The 17,915-nt window shown below is 70.8% G+C and carries 17 protein-coding genes and 1 tRNA gene; 9 read left to right on the top strand and 9 right to left on the bottom strand.

Annotation, left to right across the window (positions count from 1 at the left end; genetic code table 11):
* The first annotated feature begins 73 nt into the window (after positions 1-73).
* Positions 74-1,675, top strand: a complete 1,602-nt coding sequence (locus tag ACIB24_RS16705) for a methyl-accepting chemotaxis protein (protein WP_398282678.1) — start codon at positions 74-76, stop codon at positions 1,673-1,675.
* 120 nt (positions 1,676-1,795) lie between these two features.
* Here the strand turns inward: ACIB24_RS16705 and ACIB24_RS16710 are convergent, their stop codons facing one another.
* Entirely contained in the window at positions 1,796-2,824 is a 1,029-nt protein-coding gene (locus ACIB24_RS16710) for a glutathione S-transferase family protein (protein WP_398282680.1), read from the bottom strand.
* 80 nt (positions 2,825-2,904) lie between these two features.
* On the opposite strand from ACIB24_RS16710, the gene ACIB24_RS16715 reads away from it, so the two are divergent.
* Positions 2,905-3,858, top strand: coding sequence for a sulfite exporter TauE/SafE family protein (locus ACIB24_RS16715; RefSeq protein WP_398282682.1), 954 nt, complete (start codon positions 2,905-2,907; stop codon positions 3,856-3,858).
* Between the two features lie 108 nt (positions 3,859-3,966).
* Positions 3,967-4,185, top strand: coding sequence for an EF-hand domain-containing protein (locus ACIB24_RS16720; protein WP_398282684.1), 219 nt, complete (start codon positions 3,967-3,969; stop codon positions 4,183-4,185).
* 18 nt (positions 4,186-4,203) lie between these two features.
* Here ACIB24_RS16720 and cysN read toward each other — a convergent pair whose 3' ends face one another.
* The 8 genes from cysN to ACIB24_RS16760 all read right to left on the bottom strand — a co-directional run bounded on the left by cysN (position 4,204) and on the right by ACIB24_RS16760 (position 12,047).
* On the bottom strand, positions 4,204-5,454 hold the full coding sequence (gene cysN, locus ACIB24_RS16725; RefSeq protein WP_398282686.1) for a sulfate adenylyltransferase subunit CysN: 1,251 nt from the start codon (positions 5,452-5,454) through the stop codon (positions 4,204-4,206).
* A complete protein-coding gene (gene cysD / locus ACIB24_RS16730; RefSeq protein WP_398282688.1) occupies positions 5,454-6,368 on the bottom strand; it encodes a sulfate adenylyltransferase subunit CysD in 915 nt (304 codons plus the stop codon). Before cysD ends, cysN begins: the two co-directional genes overlap by 1 nt.
* Positions 6,365-7,156, bottom strand: coding sequence for a 3'(2'),5'-bisphosphate nucleotidase CysQ (locus ACIB24_RS16735; RefSeq protein ID WP_398282690.1), 792 nt, complete (start codon positions 7,154-7,156; stop codon positions 6,365-6,367). Before ACIB24_RS16735 ends, cysD begins: the two co-directional genes overlap by 4 nt.
* Before the next feature lie 136 nt (positions 7,157-7,292).
* Positions 7,293-8,807, bottom strand: a complete 1,515-nt coding sequence (locus ACIB24_RS16740) for a sugar transferase (RefSeq protein WP_398282692.1) — start codon at positions 8,805-8,807, stop codon at positions 7,293-7,295.
* Between the two features lie 263 nt (positions 8,808-9,070).
* Positions 9,071-9,637 carry an aminoacyl-tRNA hydrolase gene (gene pth / locus ACIB24_RS16745; protein WP_398282694.1) on the bottom strand — a complete coding sequence of 189 codons (567 nt, stop codon included), beginning with the start codon at positions 9,635-9,637 and terminating at the stop codon, positions 9,071-9,073.
* Positions 9,638-9,662: 25 nt separating this feature from the next.
* Positions 9,663-10,271, bottom strand: a complete 609-nt coding sequence (locus ACIB24_RS16750; protein ID WP_398282696.1) for a 50S ribosomal protein L25/general stress protein Ctc — start codon at positions 10,269-10,271, stop codon at positions 9,663-9,665.
* A 200-nt stretch (positions 10,272-10,471) separates the two neighbouring features.
* Positions 10,472-11,944, bottom strand: a complete 1,473-nt coding sequence (gene glmU / locus ACIB24_RS16755) for a bifunctional UDP-N-acetylglucosamine diphosphorylase/glucosamine-1-phosphate N-acetyltransferase GlmU (protein WP_398282698.1) — start codon at positions 11,942-11,944, stop codon at positions 10,472-10,474.
* A gap of 31 nt (positions 11,945-11,975) precedes the next feature.
* Positions 11,976-12,047 (bottom strand) — tRNA-Gln (locus ACIB24_RS16760).
* Between the two features lie 162 nt (positions 12,048-12,209).
* On the opposite strand from ACIB24_RS16760, the gene ACIB24_RS16765 reads away from it, so the two are divergent.
* The 6 genes from ACIB24_RS16765 to ACIB24_RS16790 all read left to right on the top strand — a co-directional run bounded on the left by ACIB24_RS16765 (position 12,210) and on the right by ACIB24_RS16790 (position 17,911).
* Positions 12,210-12,851: a TetR/AcrR family transcriptional regulator gene (locus ACIB24_RS16765; protein ID WP_398282886.1), complete on the top strand. Its 642-nt coding sequence runs from the start codon at positions 12,210-12,212 to the stop codon at positions 12,849-12,851.
* Positions 12,841-13,353: a MarR family winged helix-turn-helix transcriptional regulator gene (locus tag ACIB24_RS16770; RefSeq protein ID WP_398282700.1), complete on the top strand. Its 513-nt coding sequence runs from the start codon at positions 12,841-12,843 to the stop codon at positions 13,351-13,353. Before ACIB24_RS16765 ends, ACIB24_RS16770 begins: the two co-directional genes overlap by 11 nt.
* 261 nt (positions 13,354-13,614) lie before the next feature.
* Positions 13,615-14,382, top strand: coding sequence for a DeoR/GlpR family DNA-binding transcription regulator (locus ACIB24_RS16775; RefSeq protein ID WP_398282702.1), 768 nt, complete (start codon positions 13,615-13,617; stop codon positions 14,380-14,382).
* A 200-nt stretch (positions 14,383-14,582) separates the two neighbouring features.
* A complete protein-coding gene (locus ACIB24_RS16780) occupies positions 14,583-15,905 on the top strand; it encodes an ABC transporter substrate-binding protein (RefSeq protein ID WP_398282888.1) in 1,323 nt (440 codons plus the stop codon).
* Between the two features lie 111 nt (positions 15,906-16,016).
* Positions 16,017-17,000 (top strand): carbohydrate ABC transporter permease, encoded by a 984-nt coding sequence (locus ACIB24_RS16785; RefSeq protein ID WP_398282704.1) that lies wholly within the window; start codon positions 16,017-16,019, stop codon positions 16,998-17,000.
* A complete protein-coding gene (locus tag ACIB24_RS16790) occupies positions 16,997-17,911 on the top strand; it encodes a carbohydrate ABC transporter permease (RefSeq protein WP_398282706.1) in 915 nt (304 codons plus the stop codon). The genes ACIB24_RS16785 and ACIB24_RS16790 overlap by 4 nt, the downstream gene beginning before the upstream one ends.
* Positions 17,912-17,915: the final 4 nt, after the last annotated feature.

Genomic DNA, 17,915 nt, shown 5'->3' on the forward strand with positions numbered 1-17,915 from the left:
GGAAGGTGCCGATGAAACGCCCCGAGGCCCGGGGACCGGGTCCGCGGACCACGAGTACGGAGACGCATCTGTCGTGTCGGACACCGCAGTGAGCACGTGGGCTCAGAACCTCAGCATCCGGACCAAGATCTTCGCCCTCGTCGCCGGGGCCGCCGTCGTCGCGGTGCTCGTGGCCGGTCTCGCCCTGGCCCGGGTGGCCAGCCTGAACGACGAGCTCGACCGGTTGAGCTCGCAGAACGTGGCCCGCCTCAGCGCCCTGGCCGACATGCGCGGCACCCAGTCCCAGGTGAACGGCGGCGTGATCGGGATCTTCGTGCCGGGCGCGACGAAGAAGGCCGTGGCCGACGCCGTGAAGACGACCTCGCAGGCCGCGGCCCGTCAGGACGCCGAGATGGCGGCCTACGAGGAGCTGGTCCACGGCACGTCGGCCGACGGCCCCTTCGAGCAGCTGCGGGGGACCTGGCGCAGTTTCTACGCCGGGCTGCGGGTCTACCTGCTCCAGGAGTCGCCCCTCCAGGGCGTCAAGACGCCGCCCATCGGGGACCTCGGGCCGCTCGTCAGTCAGATGGACACCCGGCTCACGGCGCTCACCCAGGCGGAGAAGAAGGACGCCGTGGACACCGCCGCGGACGGGCGGGCCGCCTACCGCGCGTCGGTGCGGGACATCTCGATCACCCTGGTCGCACTCCTGGCGCTGCTGCTCGGTTTCGCGCTGTGGACCGCGCGCGGCATCGTGCACCCCATCCGCCAGGTGCAGACCAGCCTCGACGCGCTGGCCCGCGGCGACCTGCGCGCCACCATCGAGGTGCACGGACGCAGCGAGGTGGGCCGCATGGCCTCCTCCCTGCGCGCCGCCCAGGACTCCCTCCGCCAGGCGTTCGCGGTCATCACGTCGTCGACCTCGGCCCTGTCCGCCAGCTCCGAGGAGTTGGCCGCGGTGAGCGCCGAGGTGGCCTCCAGCGCCGAGCAGACCACCGGGCGTTCGACGACCGCGGCCTCGGCCGCCGACGAGGTGTCCCGCAACGTGCAGACCGTCGCGGCCGCCACCGAGCAGATGGGCTCCAGCATCCAGGAGATCTCGGCCTCGTCCACCGATGCGCTGCGGGTCGCCGCGGCCGCCGTCGAGGAGGCCGGGACCGCCACCCAGACGGTCGGGAAGCTGGGCGCCTCGAGCGCGGAGATCGGCAACGTGGTCAAGGTGATCACCTCGATCGCGGAGCAGACGAACCTGCTGGCGCTGAACGCCACGATCGAGGCGGCGCGGGCCGGGGAGGCCGGCAAGGGCTTCGCCGTCGTCGCCGAGGAGGTCAAGCAGCTGGCGCAGGAGACCGCCCGCGCGACCGAGGACATCTCCCAGCGGGTCGAAGCCATCCAGGGCGACACCACCGCCGCGATGGCCGCCATCGAACGCATCTCCCAGACCATCGTGGACGTCAACACGTTCCAGACGACGATCTCCGCGGCGGTCGAGGAGCAGTCGGCGACCACGTCGGAGATCTCGCGCAACGTGACCGGGGCCGCCGACGGCTCGCGGCAGATCGCCGAGAACATCGACGACGTCGCCCGCGCGGCGCAGGCGTCCAGCGCGGGGATCGAACGGGCCCGGCAGGCGAGCACCGAGCTCGCCGGGCTGGCCTCGGAACTGCGGGAGGTCGTCGGGCGGTTCACGGTCTGAGCCGTTCGCCCGGCACCGTCTGACGGGTTCGCCTGCGGGCGGCCCGGCCTGTGCGGATCGGCGAGCCTAAGACCATCCCGCCGAACGTCACGACCTTCGCGCCGGGCAGCGGGTTCTCGATCACGTCGAAGTAGCGCGCCCGGTCGCGGCCACCTCTTCACCGGCCGCGACCGGACCGGGCGGGGTGCCGTCGCCGAAGGGACGCCCGCCCAACTGCTCGCGGTGGTGCGGCGTGAGCCAGTTCGCGAGGGCCGGCCCGGCCGGCACGATCTGCGTCGGGTTGATGTCGCGGTGCACCACGTAGTAGTGCCTCTTGATCTGTGCGAAGTCGACCGTGTCGCCGAAACCGGGGGTCTGGAACAGGTCTCGCGCATAGGCCCACAAGGCCGGGAACTCCGTGAGCTTCTGCCGGTTGCACTTGAAGTGCCCGTGGTAGACGGGGTCGAAGCGGGCCAGCGTGGTGAACAGCCGGACGTCGGCCTCGGTGATGGTGTCCCCCACCAGGTACCGCCTGGTCGTCAACCGCTCCTCCAGCTCGTCCAGCCGCGCGAAGAGCCGCTCGTACGAACGCTCGTAGGCGCGCTGATCACCGGCGAAGCCGCACCGGTAGACGCCGTTGTTGACGTCCTTGTAGACGACCGCGTTGATGGCGTCGATCTCGTCGCGCAGCCGTTGCGGGTAGAGCTCGGGCGCCCCGTCCCGGTGGTACTCGCCCCACTCCAGCGACAGGTCGATCGTCATCTGCGCGAAGTCGTTGGTCACCACGGCCCCGGACGGCACGTCGACGATCGCCGGCACGGTGATGCCGCGCGGATAGTCGGGGACGCGCCTGAAGTACGCCTCCTGCAGCCGCTCGATGCCGAGCACCGGGTCGACGCCGCCCGGGTCGAGGTCGAAGGTCCACGACCGCTCGTCGTGGGTCGGCCCGCACAGCCCCATCGAGATGACGCCCTCCAGGCCGAGGAGCCGGCGGACAATGATCGCCCGGTTGGCCCACGGGCAGGCCCGGGCGGCGATCAACCGGTAACGCCCCGGTTCCACGGGGTAACCGTCGGCACCGTCCCGGGTGATCCGCGTCGTGATGTACCGGGTGTCGCGCTCGAAGGATCCCTGCCCGCTGACGTAGGCGGTGGTGGTGGAGGAGGCCATGCCGCCAGCTTCCGTCCGGTCCGCGAAACCCGCACGTCCGGGCTCTATCCCTGACCATGTCGACCACCTAGACTCGTTCGGTGCATTTCGACCCGACGCTGGCGCTGGCCGCCTTCGGCATCGGCATCGTCGTCGGTCTGACCGGCATGGGTGGCGGTGCCCTGATGACCCCCGTACTCGTCCTGTTCTTCGGCGTGGCCCCGCTGACCGCCGTCTCGTCCGACCTGGTCGCGAGCGCCGTCATGAAGCCGGTGGGCTCGTTCGTCCACCTGCGCCGGGGCACGGTCGCCCTGCCGCTGGTGAAGTGGCTGTGCATCGGCTCGGTACCCTCGGCGTTCGCCGGGGTGCTCATAGCCCGCGCCCTCGGCAACGACGAGGCCGTGCAGTCGGGCATCAAGGTGGCCCTGGGCATCGCCCTGCTGATCGCCGCCGCCGGCCTGGCGATCCGGGGCTACACCCGACTCCTCGAACGGGCCCGCGTGCGCGACGGCCGCCTCGAGCCGCTGCCGCAGGACCGCCCGGACGTCGCCGTCCGGCCCCTGCCGACGGTGCTGGTCGGCGCGGTCGGCGGCCTGGTCGTCGGGGTCACCTCGGTCGGTTCGGGCTCCCTGATCATCATCGCGTTGATGGCCCTCTACCCCGGGCTGACGGCGTCCCGCCTGGTCGGCACCGACCTGCTGCAGGCCGTACCCCTGGTCTTCTCGGCCGCGGTCGGCCACATCCTGTTCGGCGACTTCCAGCTCGACCTGACCACGGCGCTGGTGGTCGGCGCCGTGCCCGGCACCTGGTTGGGGGCCCAGCTCTCGTCCCGCGCCCCGGGCGGTCTGATCCGCCGCGCCCTGGCTTTCGTGCTCTGCGCCTCGGCGCTGAAGCTGCTGGACGTCGACAACGCCACCACCGGCATCATCCTGATCGCCGCCCTGCTGATCACCCCGCTGATCTGGATGCTGATCCGGCACCGGCACGGCTTCACCCCGCTCCCGTGGCGCGAGCCGCAGGAACCCCGGCCGGAGCGTGAGACCGCCGGGGTGTAGGCCGTAGCGGGGCGGGCCGGACCGACGCGCGGACCGCCGTCCCCCTTGCTACGTTGCGGGCTGCTCCGCACGATCCGGAGGGTGGGGCCCGACGACACGGAGGACACCATGGCTGACCTGAGCGAGTACGCGGCCACGTTCGACCTGATCGACACCGACCACGACGGCCGGATCAGCCACGAGGAGTTCACGAACCTCCTCGAGGCCCTGGGCGGGGCCCGGACGCCGGAGGGCGTCGAGCACGCCTTCGAGGTCCTTGACGCCGACGGCGACGGTCAGATCACCCTCGAGGAGTTCGGCGCGTACCTGGCCTCCACGGAGGCCTGACCCGAGAGCCCTACGGGCTCAAGCGGTTCCGGTGATGATGCCCGCGGCCACCGTCGCGTTCGTCGCTTCGTCGACCAGGATGAACGCGCCCGTGGCCCGGTTGCGCCGGTACTCGTCGGCCAGCAGCGGCTGGGTCGAGCGCAGCCGCACCCGGCCGATGTCGTTCAGCCCCAGCGACGTCGCGGCCTCGTCGCGGTGCAGCGTGTTGATGTCGAGCCGGTACTGCAGCTCCTTGACCAGCACGCGCGCCGTGCGGGTGGTGTGCTTGATGGCCAGCTTGCGGCCGGTGGTCAGCGGCTGGTCGGTCATCCAGCAGATCGTCGCGTCGAGGTCCTGGGTGACCTTGGGCGCGTTGTGCGGGCGGCAGATCAGGTCGCCGCGCGAGATGTCGATCTCGTCGGTCAGCCGCACGGTCACGGACATGGGCGGGAACGCCTCGGCCACGGGCCCGTCGGCGGTCTCGATGGCCTCGATCCGGCTCGGCAGGCCCGAGGGCAGCACCAGGACGTCGTCCCCGGGCTTCAGCACACCACCCGCCACCGTGCCCGCGTAGCCGCGGTAGTCGGGGTACTCGGACGACTGCGGGCGGATCACGTACTGCACGGGGAACCGGACGTCGATCAGGTTCCGGTCGCTGGAGACGTGCACGTTCTCCAGGTGGTGCAGCAGCGACGGGCCGTCGTACCAGGGCGTGTTCTCCGAGCGGCTGACGATGTTGTCGCCGTGCAGCGCGGCGATCGGGATGACCGTCAGGTCGGGCAGTTCCAGCTTGGTGGCGAACTGGACGAACTCGTCCTTGATGGACTCGAAGACCTCCTGCGAGTAGTCGACGAGGTCCATCTTGTTGACGGCCAGCACGACGTGCGGCACCCGCAGCAGGGTGGCGATGAAGGCGTGCCGCCGGCTCTGCTCGACCAGGCCCTTGCGCGCGTCGACCAGCACGATGGCCAGGTCGGCGGTGGAGGCACCGGTGACCATGTTCCGGGTGTACTGGATGTGCCCCGGGGTGTCGGCGATGATGAATTTCCGCTTGGGGGTGGCGAAGTAGCGGTACGCGACGTCGATCGTGATGCCCTGCTCGCGCTCGGCCCGCAGGCCGTCGGTGAGCAGCGCGAGGTTCACGTACTCGTCGCCCTTGGCCTGGCTGGCCGCCTCGACCGCCTCCAGCTGGTCACTGAAGATCGACTTCGAGTCGTACAGCAGCCGCCCGATGAGGGTGCTCTTCCCGTCGTCCACCGAACCGGCGGTGGCGAACCGCAGGATGTCCATCAGAAGTACCCCTCGCGCTTGCGGTCTTCCATGGCCGCCTCGCTGAACTTGTCGTCACCGCGGGTGGCCCCGCGCTCGGTGATCCGGGTGGAGGCGACCTCGTCGATGATCTTCGCGACGGTGTCGGCGTCGCTGCGGACGGCGGCCGTCAGGCTGGCGTCGCCGACCGTCCGGTAGCGGACCCGCTCGGTGAAGACGGTCTCGCCCTCGCGCGGGCGGCAGTACTCGTGCACCGCGTAGAGCATGCCGTCGCGGTCGAAGACCTCACGGTCGTGGGCGAAGTAGATGCTGGGCAGCTCGATGCCCTCGCGCTCGACGTACTGCCAGATGTCGAGCTCGGTCCAGTTCGAGAGCGGGAACACGCGGATGCTCTCGCCGCTGTGGATGCGCCCGTTGTAGAGGTTCCACAACTCGGGGCGCTGGTTCTTCGGGTCCCACTGGCCGAAGTCGTCGCGGAAGCTGAACACCCGCTCCTTGGCCCGCGCCTTGTCCTCGTCGCGCCGGGCCCCGCCGAAAGCGGCCGTGAACCGGTACTTCTCGAGCGCGTCGAGCAGAACCGGGGTCTGGATCCGGTTGCGGGTGCCGTCGGGCAGCTCCTGCACCAGCCCACTGTCGATCGCCTCGGGGACGCTGGCCACCAGCAGCTGGATGCCCAGCTCGACCACCCGGCGGTCGCGGTAGTCGAGGACCTCGGCGAAGTTGTGGCCCGTGTCGACGTGCAGCACCGGGAACGGGATGCGCGCGGGCCAGAACGCCTTCTCCGCCAGCCGCAGCATGACGATCGAGTCCTTGCCGCCACTGAACAGCAGCACCGGCCGTTCCAGCTCCGCGACCACCTCGCGGATGATGTGGATCGACTCGGCCTCCAGCGTCGCCAGCTGCGACAGCCGGTAGGTCCCGGTGTTGTCGGTCATGGAGCACTCACCTCTTGCTCGAGCTGGGCCGCGATGGCCGTCAGCAGGGTGGTCGCCAGGTCAGGGCGGCAGACCACCAGGTCAGGCAGCTTCGGGTCGGGCCGGTTGTAGACCAGCGGGGCGCCGTCCAGCCGGCTCGTGTGGAGACCCGCCGCGCGGGCCACGGCCACCGGGGCGGCCGAGTCCCACTCGTACTGGCCGCCGCCGTGCACGTAGGCGTCGGCCTCGCCGCGCCACACGCTCGCGCACTTCACACCGGCCGAACCCATCGGCACCAACTCGGCACCGAGCGCTTCGGCGAGGGCGACCACGAAGGACGGCGGGCGCGTGCGGCTGACCGCCAGGCGCAGGGGACCTTCGGGCTTCGCCGGGACGACGGGCGCGGCGTCGGTCGCGTACGTCACCCCACGCGCCGGAAGGGCGACGGCCCCGGCAACCAGGCTCCCGTCGTCCGACGAGCCCCGCTCCCAGAGGGCGACGTGCACGGCCCAGTCGTCGCGCGGCGGTTCGGAGAACTCGCGGGTGCCGTCGAGGGGGTCGATGATCCAGACCCGGTCGGCCGAGAGGCGGGCGGCGGAGTCGGCGGCCTCTTCGCTGAGCACGGCGTCACCGGGACGGTGCTGCGCGAGCAGGACCGCGAGGACCTCCTGGGCCCGCGCGTCACCGGCGTCCTTCAGGTCCTTGCCCGCGAGCCCGGTCGAGGCGGCGGACGCCCGGACCTCCAGCAGCGCCCGACCGGCCTGTTCGGCCAGGGCACGCGCCAGCGCGTGGTCGGTCGAGGGGGTCATCAGGGGCCTTTCGGGGCGTGCCTCGCGGAGCCCCCCGACCGTACCTCACCCGCGCGGTCGACTTCGAACCGCAGGTGTGCGCACGGTCACCCGACAACCCCTACCCGGCGGAACGATCTTGCTGCTGGTCAGGAGGTCAGTACGCCCCGGAACCGCGGGTGACGGCCCGCAGGGTGCGCCACAGGATCGACAGGTCGAGGGCGAGCGACCAGTTGTCGGTGTAGCGCAGGTCGAGCCGCAGCGACTCCTCCCAGCTCAGGTCGCTGCGCCCGCTGACCTGCCAGAGACCGGTGACGCCGGGCTTGACCTTGAGCCGGCGCACCGCGTCGTCGTTGTAGCCGGCCACCTCCTCCGGCAGCGGCGGACGCGGGCCGACGAGCGACATGTCGCCGCGCACGACGTTGATCAGTTGGGGCAGCTCGTCGAGGGAGAACCGGCGGATGAAGGCCCCGACCCGGGTGACGCGCGGGTCGTCCTTCATCTTGAACAGGACGCCGTTGCCGTCGCTCGAGGCCAGCAGAGCGGCCCGCTGGGCGTCCGCGTCGGCCACCATCGAGCGGAACTTCAGCATCGTGAACGTCTTGCCGTCGACGCCGACCCGGGTCTGGCGGTACAGCGCCGGCCCCGTCGAGGTCAGCCGGACGGCGGCCCCGATGGCCAGGAACAGCGGGGAGGCCAGGGCCAGCATCGTCAGGCCGGCGACCTTGTCCAGCAGCGTCTTGCCGAGCATCCGGCCGCCGCTGGCCGACGGACGCTCCAGGTGCAGCAGGGACAGGCCGGCGACCGGGCGGATCGACAACCGGGGGCCGGCCACCTCGATGATGCCCGGCGAGACGATCAGCTCGACGCCGCGCTCCTCCAGCGCCCAGGACAGCCGGCGCAGCGCCTGGCCGGACATGTCGGGGTGCGAGACCACGGCGACGACGTGCGCGCCGGTCTCGTCGACGGCCTGCAGCACCCGGCTCGGATCACCGACCACCGGGACGTCGTGCACGTGGGAGACGGCGACCCCGACGAAGGGCACACAGGCCCCGACCGGGACCAGGCCGTGCTGCGGCTCGTGGTCGAGCTTCTCGATGACCGAGACGACGGCGTCGGCGCGACCCACGACCAGCACCCGCTGCAGGCCGATGCCCCGGCGGCGCAGCCGGTAGATCCAGGAGCGCAGCTGGCGCCGGGCCAGGAGGCTCAGGACGAGCGTCGCGGGGATGGCCACGAAGACGTAGCCGCGGGCCAGCTCGCTGCGCAGGGCGTAGGAGACGACGGCGATGCCCGCGAACATCAGCAGGCCTGCGTCGGCGATGCGCCGGTACTCCTCGGGCCCGGTGCCCAGGAAGCGCTGCTCGTAGCCTCGCTGCAGGCCGACGACCAGCAGCCACAGGACAGGCAGGCCGAGCGTGATGGCCAGGTAGGAGCCGGGGGGCTCCGGACCGAAGCGGAACAGCAGGGCGGTGGTCGCCGCGATCAGGGCCGACCCCGAGTCGCCGACGAGGGCCAGCCGCTGGTAGCGCCGCAACAGGCTGCGCGGGTCGCCGCCGGTGCCGACGTGCCGGGGCGCGTGCGGGTTCTGCGTGGGCTCGCCGACCGGGGCCACCGGCAGCACGGCGGGGGCGGTGCCTCCGTCGTGCCCGCGCTCGGTGGAGAGGGTCACGAGGCCTCCCGACGTCGGTATCCAGCAGGTGGTAGACCCGGGTCGCCCGGGTAGCGAACCCCCGCACGACCAGCGACGCAGCTTCTACGAAGAGTCACCGTACCGGGTCTCAGGGGTGGAGCGCTGCTCCACAGTAAACCCGTCCGGCGGAGCACAGGCGTTGATTGCCCGAATCAACGATGACCCACAGTGAGGTCCCGCCGGTTCGGGCGGAATTGAATACGATCCGTACCCCACGGTGACCCTACGCGCCGGTCACCCCTTCACAGAGCGGACAATTCCCCCCGAACCACGCGTTCGACGTCGTCGACCGCGGACTCGATCATCACGCCCCAGTCGGCCTTCTCCGCGTTCGGGACATCCCGCAGCACGAAATCGGCCGGGTCCTGCCGGCCCGGCGGACGGCCGATGCCGAGCCGTAACCGAAGGTAGTCGCGAGTCTTCACGGATTTGCTGATCGACCGCAGGCCGTTGTGCCCGCCCTCGCCGCCGCCGAACTTCAACCGGATCTCCCCCAGGGGCAGTTCCAGTTCGTCGTGGACCACCAGCAGGCGGGCCGGCTCGACCCCGAAGAACTGGGTCAGCGCGGCCACCGGCCCCCCGGACTCGTTCATGAACACGGCGGGCTTGGCGATCACCAGCCGCGGCCCGGGCACCCCACCGAGGGGAGGCAGGCGCGTCTCGGCGACCTGCGCCCGCGACCGGCTGCCGAATCGCTCGCCGAGGGTCTCGGCGAGCCGGTCGGCGACCTGGAACCCGGCGTTGTGCCGGTTGCGGGCGTAGGTCGGCCCGGGGTTACCCAGGCCGACCACCAACCAGGCGTCACTCACGGGAGAACGGTCCCCTGGAGGAGGGTCAGGACTCCTCGGCCGGGGCCTCGGCGGCGGCCTCGCCGCCCTCACCCTCGGCGGCCTCCTCGGCGACCGTGGCGCGCGGCTCGGCGACCACGACGACGATCGCGTCGGCGTCGGTCACCAGCGTCGCGCCCTGGGGCAGCTCGATCTGGCCGGCGGTCACGTGCTGGCCGGCCTCCAGACCCTCGACGTTGACCTCGAAGCCCTGCGGGATGTGGGTCGCCTCGGCCTCGACGCTCAGCGTGTTCAGCTCGCTGGTCACCAGCGTGCCGGGGGCGGCGTCACCGACCACGGTCAGCGGGACCTCGACCGTCACCTTCTCGCCGCGGCGCACGATCAGCAGGTCGACGTGCTCGATCCAGCCCTTCAGCGCGTTGCGCTGCACGTCCTTGGCCAGGGCCAGGGTGCTCTTGCCGGCCAGGTCGATGCTCAGCAGCACGTTCGACTGCTTCAGCGCGAGCATCGTGTCGTGGCCCGGCAGGGCGACGTGGACGGGGTCGGTGCCGTGGCCGTAGAGCACGGCGGGCACCTGGTTGGCCTGGCGCAGCCGGCGCGCAGCACCCTTGCCGAACTCCGAACGCGGCTGGGCGCTGAGCTTTACCTCGGACACGGTGGAACTCCTTCAGATCTCAGTACTCAAAAGGTCACTTCGTGCGTCTGCGGCCAGGACGGGACTCACCGACCCTCCGCGACGGGCCCGAAGGCACGTGAGAGAGGTCCGCGTCGATCACGACCGCGTGAGCGGTCCTCGCCGAGGCAACTGCGCAATGGTAGTCCGCGACGCTGTGCCCGACGAAATCGACCGGCGGGTCAGGGCCCGGCGGGTCCTTCTCCCGCGTCGCCGGCCGCCTCGGCGGCCTTCGCGGACACACTGCCCGGACGGCGGGCGCCCACCCACCCGGGGATGTTCCGCTGCCGCCCGCGGGCCACCCCGAGCGCTCCCGACGGCACGTCCTCGGTGATCACGGACCCCGCCGCGGTGTAGGCGCCGTCGCCGATCACCACGGGTGCGACCAGCATCGTGTCGCTACCCACCCGGGCGCCGTCCCCGACCGTGGTGCGATGCTTGGCCACGCCGTCGTAGTTGACGAAAACCGTTGCGGCACCGATGTTCGCGTCCCGACCGATGGTCGCGTCGCCGACGTAGGACAGGTGCGGCACCTTCGAGCGCTCGCCGATCGTGACGTTCTTCGTCTCCACGAAGGCACCGATCTTGCCCTCCGCGCCGAGCACGGTGCCGGGCCGCAGGTAGCTGAACGGCCCCACGTCGGCCCCCGCCCCGATCACGGCGGACCGGCCGTGGCTGCGGACCACCTCGGCCCCGGCCCCGACCTCGCAGGCCTCCAACGTGGTGTCGGGGCCGACCACGGCCCCGGTGGCGACCGTCGTCCCGGCCAGCACCTGGGTCCCCGGCCGGAGGGTGACGTCCGGCGCGAGCCGCGCGTCGACGTCCACCCAGGTCGTGGCCGGGTCGACCACGGTGACCCCGGAGCGCATCCAGCCCTCGACGACCCGCCGGTTCAGCTCCGCCCCCAGGGCGGCCAGCTGTACCCGGTCGTTGACCCCCTCGACCTGCGCGACGTCGTCGGTCACCACCGCCCCGACCCGGTGCCCGTCGGCCCGGGCGATGCCGATGGTGTCGGTCAGGTACACCTCGCCCTGGTCGTTCGCCGAGCCCACCCGCTTCAGCGCCGAGGTCAGCACGTCGGCGGCGAACACGTAGATGCCGGAGTTGATCTCGGTGATCTCCAGCTCGTGCGGGGCGGCGTCCCGGTGCTCGACGATGCCCCGGACCAGGCCCTCGGGGTCGCGCAGCACGCGCCCGTAGCCGGTCGGGTCGGCCACGTGCGCGGTCAGCACGGTGACCGCGTTGCGCTCCTGCCCGTGCACCGCGACCAGCCGCTTCAGCGTCGCCGTGGTCAGCAGGGGCACGTCCCCGTAGGTGACCACGACGGTGCCGCCGGCCAGCGCCGCGGCGGGCAGCGCGGCCAGCCCGCAGGCCACGGCCCGGCCGGTACCGGGCACGTCGTCCTGGTCGGCGATCACCGCGGCCGGGTCGAGCCGGGTGACCCGCTCGACGACCTGGTCGCGGCCGTGCCGGACGACGACCGCCAGGTGGTCGGGCGACAGGCCCCGGGCGGCGGCCAGGGCGTGCCCGACCAGGCTGCGCCCGCCGATCTCGTGCAGGACCTTGGGTAACGACGAGCGCATCCGTTTGCCCTCACCGGCGGCCAGCAGGACGACGGCCAGGGCGCCGGAGGGGGCGGAGGGTCGGTCGGACACGTGATTCCTCCCAGAATCGTCGCCGCGAGTGCTCCGCCCCCCGGATTCGAACCGGGACCTCAAGGCTCCAAAGGCCTGCGTGCTGCCGTTACACCAAGGCGGATCGGCACGGGCGGATCAGTCTGCCATCCATCAGCGCCCCCACGGACCGGGCCCGAGTCCGCCTGATGTTCGGCATGATGGAGGGGTGAGCAGTGAAGGCCCGTCAGTCGGCTCGACCGCGACGGCGACCCCGGCCTCGGCGGGGCGCCGGGCGCGGGCACGCATGACCGGACAGCAGCGCCGTGAGCAGCTGCTGGACGTCGGTCGCTCCCTCTTCGCCGAGAAAGGCGTCGAGGGCACCAGTGTCGAGGAGATCGCAGCCTCGGCCGGAGTCTCGAAACCCGTGGTCTACGAGCACTTCGGCGGCAAGGAAGGGCTGTACGCGGTCGTCGTCGACCGGGAGATGCAGACCCTGCAGGCCGCCATGACCGGCGCGCTCACCACCCCCGCGCACCCCCGCGAGATCCTCGAGATCGCGGCCCTCACCTTGCTCGACTACATCGAGAGCTCGACCGACGGGTTCCGCATCCTGGTCCGCGACTCCCCCGTCGAGGGCGGCTCCGACGGGGGGTTCGCCAGCCTGATGAGCGACGCCGCGGGCCGGGTCGAGCACATCCTGGCCGCCGCGTTCACCGCCCGTGGCCTCGACGCGGGGGTCGCGCCGCTCTACGCGCAGATGCTGGTCGGCAGCGTCGCACTGACCGGCCAGTACTGGCTCGACACCCGCCGTCCGGACAAGGCCGACGTGGCCGCCCACATCGTGAACCTGGCCTGGAACGGGTTGACCGGGCTGGAGAGCGACCCGCAGCTGACCGACGCCGCGAAGACCTACGTCGCCGACGCGAAGGCGCGGCGTGCCCGCTGAGACGGCTTCTCGGCCGGGCGGTCCCGACGAGGTCGACGCGATCGTCGACGCCTGGCGGCGCGAGCTGCCCGACCTCGACGCGAGCCCGCTCGAGGTGCTCTCCCGGGTGTCCCGCCTGGCCCGGCACCTCGACCGCACCCGGGCCGCCACGTTCGCCGCGCACGGCCTGGAGCTGTGGGAGTTCGACGTGCTGGCCGCGTTGCGCCGGGCCGGCACCCCCTACCGCCTCTCCCCCGGCCGGCTGGTCGCGCTGACCCTGGTCACCAGCGGGACGATGACCAACCGGCTCGACCGGCTGGAGGCGCGGGCGCTGCTGCGCCGCCTTCCGGACCCGGACGACGGGCGCGGGGTGATCGTGGAGCTCGCCGGGGCGGGGCGCGAGCTGGTCGACGCGGCCATCGCCGACCTGGTGGCCGTGGAGCGTGACCTGCTGTCCGGGCTGAGTGCCCCCGAGCGCTCGTCGCTCAGTTCTCTTCTGCGGGACCTGCTCGCCCGCTTCTAACCCCCGCGTTGATCATGCACAAACGCAGGATCGATACGTGCCGAGCGGCCAGCTCAACGGCGCTGACCATGCGTTTGCGCATGATCGACAAGCGCCAGGGTTGAGACACGGTTCGATAACGACGGGCGCCCGCTTCCGTCCGACTGCCGCCTTCCGCATGTCCGTTTCTGTGCCCCTCTTGTGTCCGCCTCGGGCGCCGCGTACAACGATGTCATCGGTCAATGCGGACCGACCCGGCTGATAACGGGTGGAGGCGGAGCGATGGAGCTCTACGCGATCGAACGTCGCCGCTGGCTGGTTGACCAGGCACGATCCGCCGGTCGGATCGAGGTCAGCGAGGTCGCCCGCGAGCTGACCGTCGCCAAGGAGACCGTCCGCCGGGACCTCAGCGCCCTGGAGGCCGAGGGGCTGCTGCGCCGGGTTCACGGCGGCGCCGTCCCGATCGAGCGGGCCGGGTTCGAAGGCGCCCTCACGTTGCGCAGCGGCGACCGCCAGGCGGAGAAGTCGCGCATCGCCCGCGCCGCGCTGGGCCTGCTGGGCTCGGCCGAGATCATCTACATCGACGAGGGCTCCACCACGCAGGAGTTCGCCGAGCAGCTGCACCCGCACCGCGAGCTGACCGTCGTCACCAACGCCCTGCCGATCGCGCTGATGATGGCCCAGCGCCAGCACGTCAACGTGATCATGGTCGGCGGGCGGATCCGCACCGCCACGCTGTCGACCACCGACTCGTGGGCCGGGCGGATGCTCGAGGACTTCGTGTTCGACATCTGCTTCCTGGGCGCCAACGGCATCACCGCCGAACGGGGCCTCAGCTGCCCGCACCCCGGTGTGGGGGCCCTGAAGGCCCGCGCGGTCGCGGCCAGCCGGCGCCGCGTCCTGCTCACCGACTCCGCGAAGTTCGGCGTCGACTCCTCCTACCGGTTCGCCCGGGTCCGGGACCTGCACGTGGTGGTCACCGACCGGGGGGCCGACGAGACCTCGCTGGCGCGCGTGCGCTCGCTCGGTGTCGAGGTACTGACGGCATGACTCGTGAATGCGGGCGAAAACCGTTGCCCTGAAAACGGTTACAGACATTCGACGGTGAGAGTCTCACCGCCGGAGCAGGTTCCACCGACTGCCTGAAGTGGGCAGTCGAGGCAGAGCGGGCCGAGGTGGGTCCGCTTCACGTTCGAGGAGGAACGGTGCCCCAAGCCAATCTGAGAGGTCGCAAGCTTCTCGTCCTCGGCATGGCCGCGGCGGTCATGGTCACGACCGCGTGCGCCGGCGCCGGCGGCGGGGGCGGTGGCGGCGATTCGGACGCGCAGTCCATCAACGTGCTGATGGTCAACAACCCGCAGATGCAGGACATCCAGAAGCTGACCGCCGACTCCTTCACGAAGGACACCGGCATCAAGGTCAACTACACGATCCTTCCCGAGAACGAGTTGCGGGACAAGGTGACTCAGGACATCGCGACCCAGGCCGGCCAGTACGACGTGGCCACCATCGGGATGTACGAGGTGCCGATCTGGGCCAAGAACAGCTGGCTGCACGAGGTGGGCAGCTACGCGCAGGCCGACAGCAAGTTCGACTACAACGACCTGATCAAGCCGATCGTCACCGGCCTGTCGGGTGAGGACGGCAAGCTCTACGCGCTGCCGTTCTACGGCGAGTCCTCCTTCCTGATGTACCGCAAGGACATCTTCAAGAAGGAGGGCCTGACCATGCCGGACAACCCGACGTGGGACCAGGTCGCCTCGCTGGCCGCGAAGCTCGACGGCGCCCAGCCGGGCATGAAGGGCATCTGCCTGCGTGGCCTGCCGGGCTGGGGCGAGATGGGTGCCCCGCTGACCACGGTGGTGAACACGTTCGGCGGCACCTGGTTCACGAAGGACTGGCAGGCGCAGGTGAACTCGCAGCCGTTCGTCGACGCGACGAACTTCTACGTGAACCTGGTCCGCAAGCACGGTGAGCCCGGCGCGGCGCAGGCCGGTTTCACCGAGTGCCTCAACGCGATGAGCCAGAGCAAGGTCGCCATGTGGTACGACGCCACGTCGGCCGCGGGCTCGCTCGAGGACCCGTCGGCGAGCAAGGTGTCCGGCAAGGTCGGCTACGCGCTGGCGCCGGTCAAGGAGACGAAGTCGAGCGGCTGGCTGTGGGCCTGGGCGTGGGCGATGCCCAAGACCACCAAGAAGGCCGACGCGGCCTCGAAGTTCATGCTGTGGGCCTCGAGCAAGGACTACGAGAACCTGGTCGGCTCGAAGCTCGGCTGGTCGCGGGTTCCCGCCGGCAAGCGGGAGAGCACCTACAGCAACCCCGACTACACGAAGGTGGCCAGCGCGTTCGGGCCGCTGACCCTGCAGTCGATCGAGGGCACCGACCCGGCCAACCCGGGCGTCCAGCCCCGGCCGACGACCGGCGTCCAGTTCGTCGCCATCCCTGAGTTCCAGGACCTGGGGACCACGGTCACCCAGGACCTCAGCGCCGCTCTGACGGGCAAGAAGAGCGTCAAGGAAGCGCTGGACGCAGGACAGGCGGCGGCCGAGAAGGTCGCAGCCAAGTACAAGTAACGCCTCCACCGGGCGGCCCGGCGGTGATCCGCCGCCGGGCCGCCCGGCTCGAAACCCTTCGCCGGGTCATCTTTCGAGCACTGACGGACCTCGATCCACCCAGGAGAGGCCATGACCACACTCGCCGAGGCGGCGCCGGAGACGGAGTCCCGCACACCGCCCAAGCCCTCGAGCCGCGCCCGCTGGGTGCGCCGCGCACCCCTGCTGCCCGCCCTGATCTTCACGATCGTCGTCACCCAGATCCCGTTCCTGGTCACACTGGTGGTCTCGTCCCTGAACTGGAACGTGCTGCAACCCGGTGACAAGGACTTCCTGGGGCTGGGCAACTACTCCAGCTTCGCCGGGATCGACAACTACAAGACCGTCTTCACCGACAGCCGGCTGCGGGCCGCCGTGATCAACACGGTGGTCCTCACCGCGGGCACGGTCATCATCAGCGTCCTGATCGGGCTGCTCCTGGCCGTCCTGCTGGACCGCAAGTTCCCGGGCCGGGGCGTGGCCCGCACGCTGCTGATCGCGCCGTTCCTGATCATGCCCGTCGCCTCGGCGCTGGTCTGGAAACACGTGCTCTACAACCCGACCTACGGCCTCTTCGACGGCGTCCTGAACTGGATCTGGCAGCTGTTCGGGGCCGATCAGGGCCCGGCGGTCGACTGGATCTCCAACACCCCGATGGCCGCCGTCATCGTGGCGTTGGTGTGGCAGTGGACGCCGTTCATGATGCTGATCCTGCTGGCGGGCCTGCAGTCCCAGCCGACCGACATCCTCGAAGCCGCCAAGGTGGACGGGGCCGGCGGGGTGCAGACCTTCCGGTTCATCACGCTGCCGCACATGCGGCAGTACCTGGAGCTGTCGACGCTGCTCGGTTCGATCTACATCGTGCAGACCTTCGACGCGGTCTTCTCCATCACCCAGGGCGGTCCCGGCTCGGCGACGACGAACCTGCCGTACGAGATCTACCTGACCATGTTCCGCAAGTACGAGTACGGGCAGGCCGCGGCGGCCGGGGTGGTGGTCGTGGTCGGCACGATCATCGTGGCCACCTTCGCCCTGCGCGTCGTCTCGTCCCTGTTCCGCGAGGAGGTCGGCCGATGACCACCACCAGCTCAGATCGCGAGACACCCACCGCCGTCACCGATCCGGCCCCGTCGCGGGTCCGGGGCCGGCGGCGCAAGCCCAAGGTCGACGAGGACATCGCCCAGCGCGGCGGGCCGATCTGGACCCTGCTCGCGTGGTCGCTGACCATCCTGTTCTTCTTCCCGGTGGGCTGGATGGTGCTGACCTCCTTCCACCAGGAGGCCGACGCGGCCACCAACCCGCCGTCCCCGTTCGCCGGCATCACGTTCTCGAACTACCGCGAGCTGTTCGACCGGGGCGTGACGCCCTATCTGATCAACTCGGCCACGGCGAGCATCGTCTCGACGATCCTCGTCCTGGTGCTGGCCGTCCCGGCCGCCTACGCCCTCTCCATCAAGCCGGTGGAGAAGTGGACCGACGTGATGTTCTTCTTCCTGTCCACCAAGTTCCTGCCCGCCATCGGTGCCCTGCTGCCGATCTACCTGATCGTCAAGCGGATCGGGATGCTCGACAACATCTACACGCTGGTCATCCTCTACACGGCGATGAACCTGCCCATTGCGGTCTGGATGATGCAGTCGTTCCTGGCCGAGGTGCCGAAGGAGATCCTCGAGGCCGCCGAGGTCGACGGCGCCGGGCTGTTCCGGTCGCTGTGGTACATCGTCCGGCCGATCGCCACCCCGGGCCTGGCCGCCACGGCGCTGATCTGCTTCATCTTCAGTTGGAACGAGTTCATGTTCGCCGTGAACCTCACGGCGACGGTCAGTTCCACGGCACCCGTGTTCCTGGTCGGGTTCATCACCAGCGAGGGGTTGTTCCTGGCCAAGCTCTGCGCGGCCGCGACCCTGCTGTCGCTGCCGGTGCTGATCGCCGGGTTCGCGGCCCAGGACAAGCTGGTCCGCGGCCTCTCGCTCGGCGCGGTCAAGTAGGAGC

Source organism: Spongisporangium articulatum (assembly GCF_044465595.1).
Lineage (GTDB): Bacteria > Actinomycetota > Actinomycetes > Actinomycetales > Kineosporiaceae > Spongisporangium > Spongisporangium articulatum.

What these genes read in the sequence shown, in the direction of transcription:
- ACIB24_RS16710 (WP_398282680.1), bottom strand. Translation starts at nt 2,824, where the DNA reads ATGGCCTCCTCCACCACCACCGCCTACGTCAGCGGGCAGGGATCCTTC.
- ACIB24_RS16720 (WP_398282684.1), top strand. Translation starts at nt 3,967, where the DNA reads ATGGCTGACCTGAGCGAGTACGCGGCCACGTTCGACCTGATCGACACC.
- cysN (WP_398282686.1), bottom strand. Translation starts at nt 5,454, where the DNA reads ATGGACATCCTGCGGTTCGCCACCGCCGGTTCGGTGGACGACGGGAAG.
- cysD (WP_398282688.1), bottom strand. Translation starts at nt 6,368, where the DNA reads ATGACCGACAACACCGGGACCTACCGGCTGTCGCAGCTGGCGACGCTG.
- ACIB24_RS16735 (WP_398282690.1), bottom strand. Translation starts at nt 7,156, where the DNA reads ATGACCCCCTCGACCGACCACGCGCTGGCGCGTGCCCTGGCCGAACAG.
- ACIB24_RS16765 (WP_398282886.1), top strand. Translation starts at nt 12,210, where the DNA reads ATGACCGGACAGCAGCGCCGTGAGCAGCTGCTGGACGTCGGTCGCTCC.
- ACIB24_RS16775 (WP_398282702.1), top strand. Translation starts at nt 13,615, where the DNA reads ATGGAGCTCTACGCGATCGAACGTCGCCGCTGGCTGGTTGACCAGGCA.
- ACIB24_RS16780 (WP_398282888.1), top strand. Translation starts at nt 14,583, where the DNA reads ATGGCCGCGGCGGTCATGGTCACGACCGCGTGCGCCGGCGCCGGCGGC.
- ACIB24_RS16785 (WP_398282704.1), top strand. Translation starts at nt 16,017, where the DNA reads ATGACCACACTCGCCGAGGCGGCGCCGGAGACGGAGTCCCGCACACCG.
- ACIB24_RS16790 (WP_398282706.1), top strand. Translation starts at nt 16,997, where the DNA reads ATGACCACCACCAGCTCAGATCGCGAGACACCCACCGCCGTCACCGAT.